The 15,679-nt window shown below is 61.2% G+C and carries 15 protein-coding genes, 1 tRNA gene and 1 pseudogene; 13 read left to right on the plus strand and 4 right to left on the minus strand.

Annotation, left to right across the window (positions count from 1 at the left end):
* Window position 1 precedes the first annotated feature (1 nt).
* Both ACTJKM_RS33775 and ACTJKM_RS33780 read left to right on the plus strand, forming a co-directional pair.
* Window positions 2-1,066, plus strand: coding sequence for an ABC transporter ATP-binding protein (locus ACTJKM_RS33775; RefSeq protein ID WP_058329221.1), 1,065 nt, complete (start codon window positions 2-4; stop codon window positions 1,064-1,066).
* A 56-nt stretch (window positions 1,067-1,122) separates the two neighbouring features.
* Window positions 1,123-1,992 (plus strand): glycerophosphodiester phosphodiesterase, encoded by an 870-nt coding sequence (locus ACTJKM_RS33780; RefSeq protein ID WP_440639310.1) that lies wholly within the window; start codon window positions 1,123-1,125, stop codon window positions 1,990-1,992.
* Window positions 1,993-2,302: 310 nt separating this feature from the next.
* Here the strand turns inward: ACTJKM_RS33780 and ACTJKM_RS33785 are convergent, their stop codons facing one another.
* The gene (locus ACTJKM_RS33785) at window positions 2,303-2,545 is read right to left on the minus strand and encodes a CopG family ribbon-helix-helix protein (RefSeq protein WP_440661792.1); all 243 of its coding nucleotides are present in this window, start codon (window positions 2,543-2,545) and stop codon (window positions 2,303-2,305) included.
* Window positions 2,546-2,679: 134 nt separating this feature from the next.
* Here ACTJKM_RS33785 and ACTJKM_RS33790 point away from each other — a divergent pair.
* A tRNA-Ile gene (locus ACTJKM_RS33790) sits at window positions 2,680-2,754 on the plus strand.
* A gap of 341 nt (window positions 2,755-3,095) precedes the next feature.
* Here ACTJKM_RS33790 and ACTJKM_RS33795 read toward each other — a convergent pair.
* A pseudogene (locus ACTJKM_RS33795) lies at window positions 3,096-3,221 on the minus strand (type II toxin-antitoxin system mRNA interferase toxin, RelE/StbE family); the annotation flags it as partial.
* Between the two features lie 238 nt (window positions 3,222-3,459).
* Here ACTJKM_RS33795 and ACTJKM_RS33800 point away from each other — a divergent pair.
* The 7 genes from ACTJKM_RS33800 (at window position 3,460) to ACTJKM_RS33830 (ending at window position 9,988) form a co-directional block, all read left to right on the plus strand.
* A complete protein-coding gene (locus ACTJKM_RS33800; RefSeq protein WP_440639306.1) occupies window positions 3,460-3,762 on the plus strand; it encodes a DUF982 domain-containing protein in 303 nt (100 codons plus the stop codon).
* Window positions 3,763-4,292: 530 nt separating this feature from the next.
* On the plus strand, window positions 4,293-5,315 hold the full coding sequence (locus ACTJKM_RS33805; RefSeq protein ID WP_058329217.1) for a LacI family DNA-binding transcriptional regulator: 1,023 nt from the start codon (window positions 4,293-4,295) through the stop codon (window positions 5,313-5,315).
* A gap of 34 nt (window positions 5,316-5,349) precedes the next feature.
* Window positions 5,350-6,306: a substrate-binding domain-containing protein gene (locus ACTJKM_RS33810; RefSeq protein WP_440661793.1), complete on the plus strand. Its 957-nt coding sequence runs from the start codon at window positions 5,350-5,352 to the stop codon at window positions 6,304-6,306.
* Window positions 6,306-7,109, plus strand: a complete 804-nt coding sequence (locus ACTJKM_RS33815; protein WP_058329234.1) for an ATP-binding cassette domain-containing protein — start codon at window positions 6,306-6,308, stop codon at window positions 7,107-7,109. Before ACTJKM_RS33810 ends, ACTJKM_RS33815 begins: the two co-directional genes overlap by 1 nt.
* Entirely contained in the window at window positions 7,106-8,107 is a 1,002-nt protein-coding gene (locus tag ACTJKM_RS33820) for an ABC transporter permease (protein WP_440661794.1), read from the plus strand. The genes ACTJKM_RS33815 and ACTJKM_RS33820 overlap by 4 nt, the downstream gene beginning before the upstream one ends.
* 5 nt (window positions 8,108-8,112) lie before the next feature.
* Entirely contained in the window at window positions 8,113-9,180 is a 1,068-nt protein-coding gene (locus tag ACTJKM_RS33825) for a phosphotriesterase family protein (protein ID WP_440661795.1), read from the plus strand.
* A 40-nt stretch (window positions 9,181-9,220) separates the two neighbouring features.
* A complete protein-coding gene (locus tag ACTJKM_RS33830) occupies window positions 9,221-9,988 on the plus strand; it encodes a glutamine amidotransferase (RefSeq protein ID WP_058329213.1) in 768 nt (255 codons plus the stop codon).
* A 29-nt stretch (window positions 9,989-10,017) separates the two neighbouring features.
* Here the strand turns inward: ACTJKM_RS33830 and ACTJKM_RS33835 are convergent, their stop codons facing one another.
* Window positions 10,018-10,917 (minus strand): ribokinase, encoded by a 900-nt coding sequence (locus ACTJKM_RS33835; RefSeq protein WP_058329233.1) that lies wholly within the window; start codon window positions 10,915-10,917, stop codon window positions 10,018-10,020.
* 25 nt (window positions 10,918-10,942) lie between these two features.
* On the opposite strand from ACTJKM_RS33835, the gene ACTJKM_RS33840 reads away from it, so the two are divergent.
* From ACTJKM_RS33840 to ACTJKM_RS33850, 3 genes are read left to right on the plus strand one after another with little or no spacing between them, the layout of a single operon-like run.
* Window positions 10,943-11,785 carry a BtpA/SgcQ family protein gene (locus ACTJKM_RS33840; protein ID WP_440639294.1) on the plus strand — a complete coding sequence of 281 codons (843 nt, stop codon included), beginning with the start codon at window positions 10,943-10,945 and terminating at the stop codon, window positions 11,783-11,785.
* Window positions 11,786-11,787: 2 nt separating this feature from the next.
* Complete coding sequence (locus tag ACTJKM_RS33845; protein WP_440661796.1) at window positions 11,788-12,435, plus strand: TenA family protein; 648 nt, start codon at window positions 11,788-11,790, stop codon at window positions 12,433-12,435.
* A gap of 26 nt (window positions 12,436-12,461) precedes the next feature.
* The gene (locus ACTJKM_RS33850; RefSeq protein ID WP_058329210.1) at window positions 12,462-13,727 is read left to right on the plus strand and encodes a Zn-dependent hydrolase; all 1,266 of its coding nucleotides are present in this window, start codon (window positions 12,462-12,464) and stop codon (window positions 13,725-13,727) included.
* 266 nt (window positions 13,728-13,993) lie between these two features.
* Here the strand turns inward: ACTJKM_RS33850 and ACTJKM_RS33855 are convergent, their stop codons facing one another.
* Window positions 13,994-15,619, minus strand: a complete 1,626-nt coding sequence (locus ACTJKM_RS33855; RefSeq protein ID WP_246812924.1) for an ISL3 family transposase — start codon at window positions 15,617-15,619, stop codon at window positions 13,994-13,996.
* Window positions 15,620-15,679: the final 60 nt, after the last annotated feature.

Consider the following 15,679-nt stretch of genomic DNA (forward strand, 5'->3'; position numbering starts at 1 on the left):
GATGGCGAAGATCGAGTTCCGTAACGTGGTGAAGCGCTTCGGCGCCGTCGAGGTGATCCCCGATATGAACCTCGTCATTGAGGATGGCGAGTTCGTCGCACTTCTCGGCCCCTCCGGCTGCGGCAAGTCGACGAGCCTGTTCATGCTCGCCGGTATCTATCTTCCGAGCGGCGGCGAGCTCCTCTTTGACGGCCATATCGTCAACGAAGTAGAGGCACGCGACCGGAATGTCGGCATCGTCTTTCAATCCTACGCGCTCTACCCGCACATGAGCGTGCGCGACAACATCCTGTTTCCATTGCGCTTCAAGAAAACGCCACGCGACGAAGCTCTCGCGAAGGTGAATACCGCCGCGGACCTTGTCCGTGTTGCCGACCTGCTGGACCGTCGTCCCAGCGAGCTTTCCGGTGGCCAGCAGCAGCGCGTCGCCCTTGCACGCGCCCTCGTGAAGGAGCCGCAGTTGCTGCTCCTCGACGAGCCGCTCTCCAATCTAGACGCTTCGCTTCGCCTTTCGATGCGCACCGAGATCAAGTCGCTGCACGCGCAACTCGGCGTGACGACCGTCCTCGTCACGCATGATCAGATCGAGGCGACGACAATGGCCGACCGTATCATCTGCATGCGCGCCGGCCGGATCGAGCAGGTCGGGACGCCGGACGACCTCTATCTCAGGCCATCGAGCCTGTTCGTTGCCGGCTTCATCGGCTCGCCGCCCATCAACCTCGTTGCCGGCGAAGCTGAGGCCGGCACGATCACCGTGAATGGCGCCAGATTTCCGGTCGAGGGCGCGTCCGGAGCGCTGACAGTCGGGCTGAGGGCGGAGCACCTCAGAATCGGTGATACCGGCTTCGCCGGCCGTATCGTGCAGATCGAGCCGATGGGCCGCGAGATCCTCTATGTCGTCGAAACCGGCATGGGCGCCGTGCGCGTGCTTGAACAGGGTTCGTCCGCCGGGCACTCGACTGGCGAGCAAGTAAAGATCGGTTTCCTGCCCGAGAACTCGCTTGTGTTCGAGACGGCGCGACAGAAGCTCATTGGGGGCGCGCATGTTCGTGCACCGGCGTGACACGATCGAGCGACAGCCGCCCCATTTCTCGGTGGGGAGAAGAGAAGGGCGCGCCAGTGGCAGCGTTTGAGACGAGCAACCAGACGCCGAACGCGCCGGTGGCCGTCGAGGGTCCATATGGCTCTGTCCGGCTCAAGTGGCACAAACTGCGCACACATCTCGCCGAGGCGCCCTTCAAGCGGTCGAATCTCGCCCTCGGCTGGCGGCTCGGCGCGAGCCTCGAGGTAGACATACTCGGTACCGGCGATGGCCGCTTCGCCGTTCTCCACGATGCGACGCTCGGTCCATCGACGACCGGCCGCGGCCGCGTTCCGCGCACGCCGATCGCATCGATGGCGGGGCTTTTTCACCGGGACGCAGCAGGCGCCCCCGATCCCGATGCGCCGGTCGTGTCGCTCGCCGACCTCGTGGCCCCGCTTCCAAGACTACCGAGAGCGCCATCGGCCAACCTTCAGCTCGATCTCAAGCTGCTCGAAGGACACAGGCTTCCGGATTCGGCGGTCACCGATGCCGCAGCGGCCGTCGCCGGGCTAGCGGACGCAATCGTCGTCGGTTCACATCATCTGGATGATGCACGCCGTCTCGCCGCGGCCATTCCCGGAGCCCGGCTCGGCTACGATCCGATGCTGGCGGTTTCCCGCCAGCGAGACCTGCGCGACCCAGAGCGGTTGCTGCGCCACATCGAGCGGCGCAGCACCGGCGTGAGTCTTGCCTACCTCCGGTTCGACGCCATTGTTGCCGCAGAAAACCAGGGCTTTCCCCTCGTTGCGCGGCTGCTCGACCTCGGCATTGAGACGGACGCCTGGACGGTCAATCCAGGTCGGGACATCAATGACCCCATCCTGCGTACGATCGTGGGGGCGAAAGTGCGCCAGATCACGACCGATGTTCCGAGTGAGATCTTCCGCCTGATCCGTTCGCTTTGAGCACGGCTCACCGGAGCGGGTTGGATGCTCCACAGGTTCTAGCCACCTGAAAGAGCCGGCTCAAAATCCCTCGCCTCGAGCCCGTTCGCGAGCGCTTGACCGGCTAAAAGGCTCACCGCAGGAGGGCTTCTAGCCCCGCCTTCGCCGACCGGAAAGGAGGTGCTGCGCTCCAAGCTGATGATAGTACGTGGTCTGTGTAAAAATCCGACGTTTTCGCGGGTATCGAGTTCCCACTGATACCGCTGCTGATTGCCTTCAAGAAGTCGCCGCAACGCCCGGAGCGTCCAACGAATACACTTCCGGCTCATGATTAGCGGGCAGACTTGACGTACTTCCTGACGGCTTTCGCCACATCTTCATCGGTGGCGAACTCACCCCGGTCGGCCTCGGTCAACCCGGCCTCAATCTCGGCAAGCTGCCATTCCTGCTGCTCAACGAAAGCTTCGATGGCCGCTTCAGCCATATAAGAGCGGGACCGATCCAGCTTCTCAGCGAGCTGATCTAGCTTACTCGCGGTTTCATCTTTTACACGCACGGTAAACGCAGCGGTCATGGGATCTAACCTTCCTTGGTCACTTTGATTATCGATGAACCGCACTGGTGCGTCAATTTTCAAGAATCTTCTTCAAAGCATCCGCTACGCGACTGATTCATCGGTTTTTTCTGTGCTTAGAAACGTCCTGGTGAAGCCTGTAGCTCAATGGTTTGAGCCGTCGGCTCATGACCGACTGGTTGCAGGTTCGCGTCCTGCCGGGCCCACCATACAACCTCGCCTTTTGTTCTAAGGCGCTCCGCGCATGCCCTCGCCTTTCAGCGCCGTCATCGCGACAATGACGGACCAGCAAACAACCCTGCCCAAAAAAGCCTTCGCTAGCTAATGTTTCCGTCAAGACCTTGATATTTTGGGTATGTCAGCCACAGATGAAATGTCTGTGAAGTCGAACGCTCAGACGCCCGGCCCTTCCTCTTGTCGTCTAAGAGGAAGGGCTTTTTGCGTTCTTATCTTCCAGGCGAGATTGTGGCTTTGGGCCCGAAAAAACTTCCTAACCTCTCGCCTTGAAGGGGTACGAACCGCCGAACGCCAAAGAAATGGCTCGCCGTATTCACTCGGCGCCGAACTCGAAGGGCCAGATCTGGGCGCCATGCAGGATGCGCAGAATGCGAATCCTGTCCGCTGTCACCATGTAAGCGGCGATGTAGGGAGTGCGCGGAATTACCAGCTCCAGGGTCAACTCGACCGGGACGGTTTAGACACCATCCGGTGGCGCAAAGAAGCAGTTCGCGTCGTACTCGTTGAAGACAGATGTGATACTTGCCTCCTCAGAGGACAGTCCCCGCACCGGTGCTCGGCCCCTGGTAAGAGATTTTTTTGCCGCTGTCGTGGTCCCAGCTTGACGCCGAAATCGGAGCACCCAATATTTTTTCCTGTCTTCTTTTCATCCCCATGTGTATGTGAAGGAGGAACCAATGTTCATTGCGGAAATGCCATGGTCCGTGCCGCTCACCGTTCGATTCCAGAACGGCACGAGCCACATCTTCTCATCTGTCTCCGATGCTCTTGATTTCCTCGAAAACGAGTGGCCACTTCGTCGTGGACAGCGCTACGAGCGCGCGGTCAAGACCTGTCGAGGCGCCCTTCATCGGACGACTCCAGTCGCCGTCGCGCGGGAGGCGTTCATCGCTGCTTGCCTTGAAGCCGACCTGCCAGTCACGCTCGAGCACGTGACGGCGCCTCAAGAGAACCGCGGCAACGGCCCAAGGGCCGCTTGATAGTCACCAAGGATTGCGGCGAACGATACNGTTCGCCGCGCGTTTGCATGAAATTCGCCGCCTGACTGTCATCTCCGCAATTCAGATCGCGAAATCATGGATGAGTTCAGGATGGGCAATGCTGAGGAGTTAGGTTTGGTCGAATGCGGACGCTGACCATACGCCCCGGTTGATGGCCCTATGCAGGTGAAAGGACCGTAGATGTGCCGCTAGGGTATTTCCGGGGATAGAGAACGGGAACACGGCGCTCAGCGCCAGCTTTGGAAACAGGAGCGACGCTCCAGCGGGCCTCGAACAAAGGATGCGGACGCGCAGGCCGCCAATGCATCAGACGATCGATGGTCGGTAGGGCCGAGCTGCTTCCATAACAGGCGGTCCGCTCGCATCCTTTGTCTGGGATCGTTCACAACGACACCGTGCCAGGACATATCTCGCCGGAGTAGAAATTATCTTGACAGAACACGAAAGTCGAAATCTTATTGTAAAGCGCTTTAGTAAATCGGTTTACAACGGCAAGGGATGGAGCCAAGGTGACCACACAACGCGTCACAAGCCTCAAGGATGTAGCCCGGGCGGCCGGCGTTTCAGTGACGACGGTGTCGCGGCTGCTGAACGGATCGCTCGACCTGCCCTTCGAAACAAAGAAGCGGATCTCGGATGCGATCCGCGACCTCAATTACCAGCCCAATCCGCATGCCCGCCGGCTCAGCCGCGGTCGTTCCGATACGATCGGCCTTGTCGTTCCGGATATCGCCAACCCGTTCTTCGCGACGCTCGTGGCGGCGGTCGAAGAAGAAGCGGATACCCGGGGGCTTGCCGTCTCCCTTTACGCGACACTGAACCGGGCCGGTCGCGAGGTCGCCTATCTCCAGCTGATCGAGCGCAATCACGTCGATGGCCTGATCTTCGTCACCAACCACCCGGATGACGGTCAACTCGCCACGCTGATAAACAGAACCGGCAAAGTGATAATCGCCGACGAAGACGTTCCGGGTGCGCAGGCGCCGAAGCTGTTCTGCGATAACGAGCTGGGCGGCTATCTGGCAGGCCGGCATCTGGCCGAATTCGGGCACAGGGATGTGCTGTTCGTCGGCGGCCCGGAAGCGATGATCAGTTCGCGTCGGCGCCTCAACGGCCTTGTACGGGCGCTGTGCGGCGCGTTTGGCGAGGATTTCCGGCTTTCAAAATACGCCGGCGACTACACCGTGGCTTTCGGACGGCAGGCGGCAAAGCGCTTCATCGAGGAAGGTCGCCCGGCAACGGCGATCTTCGCCAGTTCGGACGAGATCGCCATCGGGATGATCGAGGTCTTCCATGACCAGGGGGTGTCGATCCCGGACGATGTCTCGGTCATCGGCTTCGACGATGTCGGCCCGCTCCACCTTTTTGGTCCGCCTATGACCGCCATTCGCCAGCCGGTCCGCGCGATCGGCGAGCGCGCCGTTTCCCTTCTTCTCGAAACAAACTGGCAGGGCAAGCAAGCTCCCGTCGAAGAGCTGCTGCCAGTCGAAATCGTCGTGCGGAAATCCGTTGCTCCGCCTGCGAAGCGATAAATCACGCAATGGAGAACCAACAGAGGATGAGAACATGAACTGGACTTTGAAACGCAGGACTTTTGTCGCCACGCTTGGGCTCACGGCACTGACGACCCTCGGCGCGGCTCTCTCGCCGGCCCTGGCCGCCGAAAAGACCTTTGCACTCGTGCAAATCAACCAGCAGGCGCTTTTCTTCAATCAGATGAACGAAGGTGCGCAGAAGGCAGCCGATGCTGCCGGCGCGAAGCTCGTCATCTTCAATGCCAACAACGATCCGGCCGCACAGAACAGCGCGATCGAGACCTATATCCAGCAGAAGGTTGACGGCATCGCGGTCGTCGCTATCGACGTCAATGGCATCATGCCGGCCGTCAATCAGGCGGCCGAAGCCGGGATCCCCGTCGTTGCCATCGACGCGATCCTTCCGGATGGCCCGCAAAAGGCGCAGATCGGCGTCGACAATGCCAAGGCGGGCGCCGACATGGGCAAGTTCTTCCTCGACTACATCAAGGCCAATGCCGACGGCAAAGCCAAAGTTGGTGTCGTCGGCGCGCTCAACTCCTTCATTCAGAACGTTCGCCAGGAGGGGTTTGAAAAGACGATCAAGGGTGTCGACGGCATCAGATCGGCCGGCGTCGTTGATGGACAGAACGTGCAGGACAACGCGCTCGCCGCCGCAGAGAACCTGATTACCGGCAATCCTGACCTGACCGCGATCTATGCGACGGGCGAGCCGGCCCTGATGGGTGCCATCGCGGCGGTTGAAAGCCAGAGCAAGCAGGATAGCGTCAAGGTCTTCGGTTGGGACCTGACGGCCCAGGCGATCGCGGGCATCGACGCCGGCTACGTCACCGCCGTGATCCAGCAGGATCCGGCCGCCATGGGTGCCGCTGCCATCGACGCCTTGAAGAAGGTATCCGACGGCGGTAGCGTCGAGAAGACCATCTCCGTGCCGGTAACGATCGTCACCAAGGACAACGTCGAGCCATATCGGGCGATCTTCAAATGATGACGAGTGAAAGACAGCATCCTCCCGCTGTCGCTGGTGTCGGGGGGGCTCTGCCCTCCCGCACCGGTGCCAGTCCCCGCGTGTCCCTCAAGGGGATCGTCAAGACGTTCGGATCGCACCAGGCACTGCGTGGCGTTGACCTCGACATCTATCCCGGCGAATGCCTTGGCCTCGTCGGCGACAATGCCGCCGGCAAATCGACGCTGACCAAGGTGATCTCGGGAACCTACATCCCCGATGGCGGGACCATTACTCTGGAAGGCGAGGAGGTTCGGTTTTCGGGGCCTGCTGATGCCCGCAACCGCAATATTGAAATGGTCTTTCAGGATTTGAGCCTTTGCGACCACATCGATGTGGTCGGCAATCTCTTTCTCGGTCGGGAAATCAGCAAAGGGCCATTTCTCGACACGAAGACCATGCTCGCAGAAGCCCGCAAGATGCTCGACGCTCTGGAAATCCGCATTCCGCGGCTGACCGGCAAGGTCGCTCAACTCTCGGGCGGACAGCGCCAGGCGATCGCGATTGCGCGTGCCGCTTCGTTCAATCCGAAGGTTCTGATCATGGATGAGCCCACCTCGGCGCTTGCCGTTGCGGAGGTCGAAGCGGTGCTCGCGCTCATCAACCGCGTCAAGGCGAAGGGCGTGTCCGTCATCCTGATCACCCATCGCCTCCAGGACCTGTTCCGCGTCTGCGACCGCATTGCCGTCATGTACGAAGGCACCAAGGTGGCCGAGCGCGAAATCGGCAAGACCAACCTGGAAGACCTCGTCAAGCTGATCGTCGGGGAAGGAGCCAAGCAATGACGGCCTACACCGAACGCGCAAAGGGCTCACCGGCGGCAGACTTCCTTTCGGAGAATGCCCAGGTCCTGTCGATCGCCTTCTTTTTCCTGGCCTGCGTGGTCTTCTTCGCGGCCACAACCGACACCTTCATGACGCTCGGTAATATTCTGAACGTTATCCGCCAGGCAGCGCCGATCCTCATCGTCGCGGTCGCCATGACACTGGTGATCATCACCGGCGGCATCGACCTTTCTGTCGGTTCGCAGGTCGCCCTGGTCAATGCCGTCGCGGCGATCGTCTTGGCGATGGGCTATCCCTGGCCTCTCGTCGTCGTCGCGATGCTCTTCTTCGGCGCCTTTCTCGGCTTCGTGCAGGGATGGTTCACCGCCTATCAGGGTATTCCGGCCTTCATTGTCACACTTGCCGGCCTGTCGATCCTGCGCGGATTGGCGCTCTATCTGACGCAGGGCTACTCGATCCCGATCAAGGATGCCCCGGGCTTCTTCATGCTCGGCCGAGGCGAATTTCTGGGCATTCCGATGCCTGCCCTGATCGCGGTTGCGGTCGCGGTCGCCGGCTATGTCGTCATATCCTCGACCAAATACGGCCGCCAGGTCGTCGCCGTCGGGTCCAACATGGAGGCGGCTCGCCGCGTCGGCATGCCGGCAAAATGGGTGATCGCCTCGGTCTATATGATCGCCGGGGTTGCCTGCGCCCTTGCCGGTCTGCTGATCGCAGCGCGCCTCGGCTCCGGCTCGTCGAATGCGGCCGTCGGCTTCGAACTGCAGGTCATCGCCGCGGTGGTGCTGGGCGGAACGTCGCTGATGGGTGGCCGCGGCACGATCCTCGGGACCGTCCTCGGCACCATGACGATCGCGGTCATCGGCAACGGCCTGATCCTCATGCACATCTCGCCGTTCTTCACGCAGATCGTTACCGGCGCGATCATTCTCGTCGCGATCTGGCTCAACACGCGGATCTTCACCGCCAACTTTCGCTTCGGCGGCAAGAAGAGATGACCGTAATGAGCAAGGAACTGTCAGAAGGACACGTGCAGTCCGGCAAGGTGATGACGGTGACCGGCGCGATCGATGCGAGCGAACTCGGCGTTACGCTGATGCACGAGCATATCCTCAACGATTGCCGCTGCTGGTGGCACGCGCCGAAAACCAAGGAGCGTCAGTATCTCGCCGAAGGCTTCGTCTGCATGGAGATTCTCGGCGAGCTTCGCCAGGATCCCTTCGTCAACAAGCACAACATCACGCTCGACGACGAACCCTTGGCGATCGCCGAATTGCGGGCTTTCGCTACCGAAGGGGGCCGCACGGTCGTGGAACCCACCTGCAATGGCATTGGCCGAAACCCGGTCGCCTTGCAGCGGATCTCCAAGGCGACCGGCCTCAACATCGTCATGGGGGCCGGATACTATCTTGCCTCCTCGCATCCGGCCGAGGTCGCCGACATGAGTATCGACCAGATCGCCGACAGGATCGTCCGCGAGGCAATCGACGGTGTCGACGGCACGGGCGTGAAAATCGGGCTGATCGGCGAGATCGGCGTATCCGCCGATTTCACTCCGGCGGAAGAAAAGTCGTTGCGCGGAGCCGCTCGGGCGCAGGTTCGCACCGGCCTGCCGCTGATGGTGCACCTGCCTGGCTGGTTCCGGCTCGGCCACCGGGTCCTCGACGTCGTCGCCGAGGAAGGGGCAGATCTCCGCCACACCGTACTCTGCCACATGAACCCGTCGCACGACGACCACGCCTACCAGAGCGAACTCGCCGAACGCGGGGCCTTCATCGAGTACGACATGATCGGCATGGACTTCTTCTATGCCGATCAACAGGTGCAATGCCCGAGCGACGAAGAGGCCGCGCGGGCGATCGTAAGGCTGGTGGAGGCCGGTCATATGGACCGCCTCCTGCTTTCGCACGACGTGTTCCTGAAGATGATGCTCAGCCACTACGGAGGCAATGGCTATGCCTATGTGCTCCGCCACTTCCTGCCGCGTCTCAAACGACACGGGCTGGACGACGGCGCGCTCGACAGAATGATGCGGGACAATCCCCGCTCGGTGTTCCAAACCGGGGCCTGACATCCGGCTCTCAACGCAATTCAAGACATACGGATAGACCATGACAAAGAAAGTACTTCTCGTCGGCGAGAGCTGGGTAAGCTCCGCCACCCACTACAAGGGTTTCGACCAGTTCGGCAGCGTCACCTTCCATCTGGGCGCGGAGCCGCTCGTCAAGGTGCTGAAAGACAGCGAATTCGAGCTGACCTACATGACCGCGCACGACGCCGTGGACCAGTTCCCCTATGAAATGGCGGGCCTCGACCAATATGATGCGATCATTCTTTCGGATATCGGCGCCAACTCGCTGTTGTTGCCGCCGGCAGTGTGGCTGCACTCGCGCACCGTTCCGAACCGGCTGAAGCTGATCAAGGCCTGGGTAGAAAAGGGCGGCGCGCTGCTGATGGTCGGCGGCTACTTCTCCTTCCAGGGCATCGACGGCAAGGCGCGCTGGCGCCGCACAGCCGTTGAAGACACGCTTCCGGTCACATGCCTTCCCTATGACGACCGTGTCGAAATCCCTGAGGGTGCGGTCGCCGACGTCGTCAAGCCGGATCATCCGACCATGGCGGGTCTTTCCGGCAACTGGCCGCTGCTTCTCGGTGTCAACGAAGTGGAGGTGCGCCCGGGCTCCGAGGTCATCGCCCGCCTTCCGGCAGACCAGGGCGGACACCCGCTGCTCGTTCTCGGCAGCTTCGGCAAGGGCCGCACCGCCGCCTGGACGTCCGATATCGGCCCGCACTGGCTGTCGCCGGCATTCTGCGAATGGGAAGGCTACGGCCGGCTCTGGAAGAACATCCTTGGCTGGATGACGGAGACGGCGCGCTGAGCAGCCGACGTTGCGCGCTGGGCAGAAGCTCAGCGCGCGGCGAGGATCGCGTTCAGTTGCCCGATCGACGGAAACGCCGAGCGGGTACCGGGACGACTGACGGTGATGGCGGCGGCCCGTGTCGCGTGTTCGATTGCGGTGCGGTCGAGACGGTTGCCGCGAAGAGCCGCCGATGCGAGCGCCACGGCCATGAACGTGTCGCCGGCGCCCGTCGTGTCGACGACCTCGCATTCGACGGCGGCAATCCGAACACAGCTCTCGGCTGTGACAAGCATGGCTCCGTCGCCGCCGAAAGTCAGAACGACTTCTCGAACGCCGGCCGCAAGCAACTTGCGGGCAGCCTCTTCACCGCTGGTCCCGGTCAATGCCTGCGCCTCGCCCTGGTTGAGGAAAGCGACATCGATCAAGGGCCACAGGGTGCTGAAATAGGGACGCAGGGGAGACGGATTGAAGGCGGTGATCATTCGGCGGGCGCGCGCAGCTTCAAGGACGCCTCGCGTCGTTTCGTCCGAGAGGTTTCCCTGGAGCACCGCAATGTCTCCTGGAGCAGCGTCGGCCAGAGGCGCGATAGCGTCGACAAGAGCGAGGTTCCGGGCGGAGTCGGTGGTCGTGATGTTGACGTTTTCGCCATCCGGCGTGGTCAGCACGATCGAGAAGTCGGTGGATTTGCCGGGGACCGGCACAAGCTGGCTCACCACCGGTTCGTCTGCCAGATGCTGGCGGATCATGTCGGCGCGAAAACCGTCGCCGAAGGCTGCGATGAGGCTCGTCGGCAGCCCGGTGCGGGCCATGACGACCGCCTGGTTCGCGCCCTTGCCACCGAGGTCGCGCGAACGCTGGCTGCCATGGATCGAGGCGCCCGCGGCCGGCATTTCCGACACGGCGATGGTCTCGTCCACCGTCACATTACCGATTACGTAAGCGTGCATGAACATACCTTCGAAAGGGAGAGAAATGCAGGAAATTTCTGACAAGTCCTCAAGCGCCATAAGGGAAATATTCGGGACTGACAAGGTTCTGATCGGCATGATCCATTGCCCCCCCTTCCCCGGAGCGCCGCGCTATCGTGGCGCTGATATGTCGACCATCTACGATGCCTGCATGCGCGACGCAGAGGCGCTAGTCGAGGGTGGCCTGCATGGCCTGATGATTGAAAACCATGGCGACGTGCCCTTCTCCAAGCCGGAGGATATCGGCCATGAGACGGCGGCCTTCATGTCCGTGGTCACCGACCGGATCGCGCGTGCGACGGGCGTGCCGCTTGGCATCAATGTGCTTGCCAATGCGCCGATCCCGGCCTTTGCCATCGCCATGGCCGGTGGCGCCAAATTCATTCGCGTCAACCAGTGGGCCAATGCCTATGTCGCCAATGAAGGCTTCATGGAGGGCCGGGCCGCCGAAGCAATGCGCTACCGTTCGCTGCTGCGCGCCGAGCACATCAAGGTCTTCGCCGACAGTCACGTGAAGCATGGCGCCCACGCGATCGTCGCCGACCGCTCGATCCAGGAACTGACGCGTGACCTCGCCTTCTTCGATGCCGATGGCGTCATCGCCACCGGCCAGCGTACCGGCAACACGGCAACCATCGAGGAGATCGAGGAGGTCGGCTCGGCCACCCACCTGCCGCTTCTAGTCGGCTCCGGCGTGACTAAGGACAACATCGTCGAAATCCTCAAGCGGACGAACGGCGTGATCGTTGCGTCATCGCTGAAGGAAGGCGGGGTTTGGTGGAACCCGGTCGATATCGAGCGGGTCAAGGCCTTCCGCGCTGCCGCAGCGCCCGCCCTGGAGGCGTGACGATGCCGACTGAAACGCTGTCGGATCAGATCCTGCGGGAAAACGCTGCCGTCTTCGAAGCGATGGTGAACCATCGCTTCGTCGAGGATATCGTTCTCGAGCGCCTGTCCAACCAGGTTTTCGAGCGCTATCTCGTCTATGAGAGCGCTTTTGTCGAAACCGCGATTTCGATCTTTGCCTTTGCGACGGCGAAGGCCAGGACAATCGAGCAGAAGCGCTGGCTGATCGTCGTTCTCGATGCGCTCGCCAACCAGCAGATCGTCTATTTCGAGAGAATTTTTGCCGAACGCGGCATCGATGCCAGCGCCTACGATGTCAATCGTCCCGAGGTCGAAGCCTTCCGATGCGGCATGCTGGACATCGCAAGCAACGGCGGATTCCTCGATACGGTCGCCGCCATGTTCGCCGCCGAATGGATGTACTGGACCTGGTCGAAAAGGGCCGTTCACGTAGCCTTTGTCGATCCGCATCTGAAGGAATGGGTGGAAATGCACGCGGACGACGATTTCGCAGCCCAGGCGAAATGGCTCAAGCAGCAGCTCGACGAAGCGGGCATCGCGCTCGACGCTTCCGAGCGCCGCCGCCTCAGCGCCATTTTCGGGCGTACGCAACAACTCGAAATCGCCTTCCACGACGCAGCCTACGGCTGATCGGGACGACCTGTCTGGAGCCGACCATGACCACTCCCATCGCGATTGACAGCAAGCGTCTGCTGCAGCGCCTCGACGATTTTGCAAGGATCGGGGCAACGCCCGCCGGTGGCGTCAACCGCCAGGCCCTGTCGCCCGAGGATCGCGCTTCACGGCGGCTCCTGGCCGAGCTCGCGCTCGCGCGGGGTTTTCGGGCCTTCCAGGACCCGATGGCAAACCTGTTCATCCGACGGGAAGGCCGCTTTCCCGAAATGCCCCCTTTTGTGATCGGCAGTCATCTCGACAGCCAGCCAACCGGCGGGCGCTTCGACGGAGCGCTCGGCACCCTTACCGCCTTCGAAGTCCTGGAGAGCATCGAGGACGCCGGCATCGAGACCGATCTGCCGATCGAGGTCGTCGCCTGGACCAACGAGGAGGGAAGCCGTTTTGCTCCGGGGACCATGGGATCCATGGCCTTCGCCGCCGGTGCGATCCCGGATGCCTGGTCCGGTCTTCGCGGTCGCGACGGCGCATTGTTCGTCGATGAGCTGAAGGCAACGCTCGACGCTCTTCCGGAAGCGGCCATGCGCCCGCTTGGCTTGCAGATATCCGGCTACATCGAGCTTCATATCGAGCAGGGACCGACCCTCGAACGGGAAAACACGCCGATCGGCATTGTCCATGGTATCCAGGGGACCCGGTGGCTGGAGGTGACGATCACGGGCCAGGCGGCGCATGCCGGCACGACGGCGCTCGAGTTCCGTCGCGACCCCATGAAAGCGGCCATCGCCGCGCTCGAACCGCTCTACAACAGCGTGATGCCGAACGATCCCCGCGCGCGCTTCACCGTCGGCCGGTTTGCGGTCGAGCCGGGTTCGGTGAACGCCATCCCGGGTTCGGTGACCTTCACCGTCGATCTGCGCCACCCGGAGACAGCAGTCATCAACGCCTTGGAAGATCGCATCCGCCAGGCCTGTGACGCGGCGGCGGCTGACGCCGGCTGCGGGAGCGAATTGAGACAGATCTTCGACATGCCGCCGGCTGTCTTTTCGGAAGACCTGCTGGCCTGCCTCGACCGGGCTGCCGCTTCTCTCGGCTTGAAACCCAAGCGCATGCTCTCCGGCGCCTTCCACGATGCCCTGTTCGTCAATCGCGTCGCGCCCGCGACCATGATCTTCGTGCCTTGCCGCGATGGGCTTAGCCACAACGAGGCCGAATATGTCGAGCCTGAGCACTCCGTAAAAGGTGCACGCATGCTGCTTGCAGCCACCATGGAAGCGATTGTCCTAAGCGCATCGGGGAGAGATCAGTGACGCGGGTGATGGTGAGGCAGCCGAGCCGCGCCTCCATTCGCCACGCAGCCCTTTCTGACTGACCAAAAGCGCGCCTCGCGCCGCCAGTTCCCAACGATACATTATGCAATCTTGTTGGCCCAGAGCTGCACGAGCGTGCTGTGGCACGATTCAAGCAGCGCTATCGACGAGATAATGGCCCATACATGCCGATCGATGGCGTCTTCGCAGCTGCAGTTAATTTGAGAATTCCGGTCGCTCGGATTCTCATCTTTAAAGGTTCATCCTCAATTTCTGTGATTCAGTGGCAGCATTCTCGCCCTCATCAGTTGTGGGCCGGCGCGACCGTACATTGCTCGCTTCAGCATCTTGAGGCGGTTGATCTGCCCTTCGGCTTGACCGTTGCTCCACGGGAGTTCGATTGCATTTTTGACGGCATCAATATCCCGGCGCAAAACGCTGGCGAAACGCATGATTGCCGTGAGCTCGGTGTCGATGGCATCGTCGATCCATTCATCCAGCGCGTCCGGGCTCCTGCTGCGCAAGATGCCGTTGAAGCGCATGGCCAAGCCACGCATTATGGCGAACGCTCGAGAGCCCTGCTTCAATGCATCGACGTTTCTGGCCTGGCGATCTGTCAGCAAGCCGCGCGGCTTTATGCACAAAGCGGCTGCCACCACAGACGAGATCATATGGCCCGTGTCAGGATCGCGGACGGGTTCTGAAACATCCGTCTCCGGAAGCGGCTCGTCGGGTTGAATGTTTTCGACCTCACGCCACACCTTCAACAGGCGCTCCAGATTGGAGCGGCTGCCCGTGTAGCCGCGGTTCTTGATGTCGTAAAACAGATGGCGCCCAATGCGGTTTCCATTCCTCCAGCATTCAGCCAGAAATGTTTCAAAATACAGTGGCGATGTCGGATTCAATGTCGCTCGGTTTCTGTCTCGAGGCGCATTGGAAGTAAGCCAATTCGCGATGCTGCGGCGCTCGTATCCGGTCCGCCTTGCAATCTCGCTGTAGGTGAGGCCCTGCTGCCGCAAAGCTTGAAACGTGTCGAATATTTCCTGACGAGATTGCCTGTGCGCCAAGCGGGCACGGCGCTGCTGTGACCTGGCGCTGGCGATAGCATCTTCAGAGAGAATGGGTCTAACATTGGCGTGACCGTACACGCTCATCTGTTCCTTGATCGCCTCCCTGAGATTTTGGACCAGATGAAAACGGTCAGCCACCTGGAGGGCCTGCGGGGCGCCCTCTCGGGCTGCCTGAGCATACAAACCACAGCGATCTCGGCTCACGACCTCGATCGTCGGACGTTCTTGCAACCAAGATTTTGCGCTCTCGACGCTGCGGTCCTCCAAAACATCGACGACCGAATGACGCTCAAGATCGACCATGATCGTCCCGTACCGCGAGGAATGCCGCCAGCTCCAATCATCGATGCCCACAACCCGAATAGTGTCTTTTTGCGTGGACGCCGGATTATCGCGCTTCAATTGCCGCAAGATCGTGTCGTCGCTGACCGGCATGCCAAGCCGATGCAGCAAGTGCTCACCTGGGCGACCGCCCATCCTGTGGCCAATCAAGCCCACAATCTCAGCCATCCGTTCAGTTCGTCGCATGTAGGGTGAAGCAATCTCAGGCAACCTGTCGGTGAAGGTTCGTCGCCCGCATTTCCGGTGTCTGCACTGCCACCGGTTCAGTGCGAGCTCGATTTTCACAACTTGACCTTGAACAGGCAAGTCCTGGAGGCGGCGGTTGTGCCAGCCGTGGCGATGCCGGCTTTGCGTTCCACAATCCGGGCAGATACCGACAGGTTTCGCAGCGGCAGAAACAACCCAGTTTTCTTCATCTTGAACGGTAATACCCAGAACCTTGACCCCTGGGCCGGGTGACCATTTCAATTGCGCTCGCATCCCCGCAGATAGCAGTCGAGGCGCTAACACTCTGTTAACCACAGAAATTGAGGAAGAACC

It is taken from the genome of Ensifer sp. 22460, from assembly GCF_052044935.1.
In the GTDB taxonomy this organism is placed as follows: domain Bacteria; phylum Pseudomonadota; class Alphaproteobacteria; order Rhizobiales; family Rhizobiaceae; genus Ensifer.

What these genes read in the sequence shown, in the direction of transcription:
- ACTJKM_RS33775 (WP_058329221.1), top strand. Translation starts at nt 2, where the DNA reads ATGGCGAAGATCGAGTTCCGTAACGTGGTGAAGCGCTTCGGCGCCGTC.
- ACTJKM_RS33785 (WP_440661792.1), bottom strand. Translation starts at nt 2,545, where the DNA reads ATGACCGCTGCGTTTACCGTGCGTGTAAAAGATGAAACCGCGAGTAAG.
- ACTJKM_RS33800 (WP_440639306.1), top strand. Translation starts at nt 3,460, where the DNA reads ATGTTCATTGCGGAAATGCCATGGTCCGTGCCGCTCACCGTTCGATTC.
- ACTJKM_RS33810 (WP_440661793.1), top strand. Translation starts at nt 5,350, where the DNA reads ATGAACTGGACTTTGAAACGCAGGACTTTTGTCGCCACGCTTGGGCTC.
- ACTJKM_RS33815 (WP_058329234.1), top strand. Translation starts at nt 6,306, where the DNA reads ATGACGAGTGAAAGACAGCATCCTCCCGCTGTCGCTGGTGTCGGGGGG.
- ACTJKM_RS33820 (WP_440661794.1), top strand. Translation starts at nt 7,106, where the DNA reads ATGACGGCCTACACCGAACGCGCAAAGGGCTCACCGGCGGCAGACTTC.
- ACTJKM_RS33825 (WP_440661795.1), top strand. Translation starts at nt 8,113, where the DNA reads ATGAGCAAGGAACTGTCAGAAGGACACGTGCAGTCCGGCAAGGTGATG.
- ACTJKM_RS33830 (WP_058329213.1), top strand. Translation starts at nt 9,221, where the DNA reads ATGACAAAGAAAGTACTTCTCGTCGGCGAGAGCTGGGTAAGCTCCGCC.
- ACTJKM_RS33835 (WP_058329233.1), bottom strand. Translation starts at nt 10,917, where the DNA reads ATGCACGCTTACGTAATCGGTAATGTGACGGTGGACGAGACCATCGCC.
- ACTJKM_RS33840 (WP_440639294.1), top strand. Translation starts at nt 10,943, where the DNA reads ATGCAGGAAATTTCTGACAAGTCCTCAAGCGCCATAAGGGAAATATTC.
- ACTJKM_RS33845 (WP_440661796.1), top strand. Translation starts at nt 11,788, where the DNA reads ATGCCGACTGAAACGCTGTCGGATCAGATCCTGCGGGAAAACGCTGCC.
- ACTJKM_RS33850 (WP_058329210.1), top strand. Translation starts at nt 12,462, where the DNA reads ATGACCACTCCCATCGCGATTGACAGCAAGCGTCTGCTGCAGCGCCTC.
- ACTJKM_RS33855 (WP_246812924.1), bottom strand. Translation starts at nt 15,619, where the DNA reads ATGCGAGCGCAATTGAAATGGTCACCCGGCCCAGGGGTCAAGGTTCTG.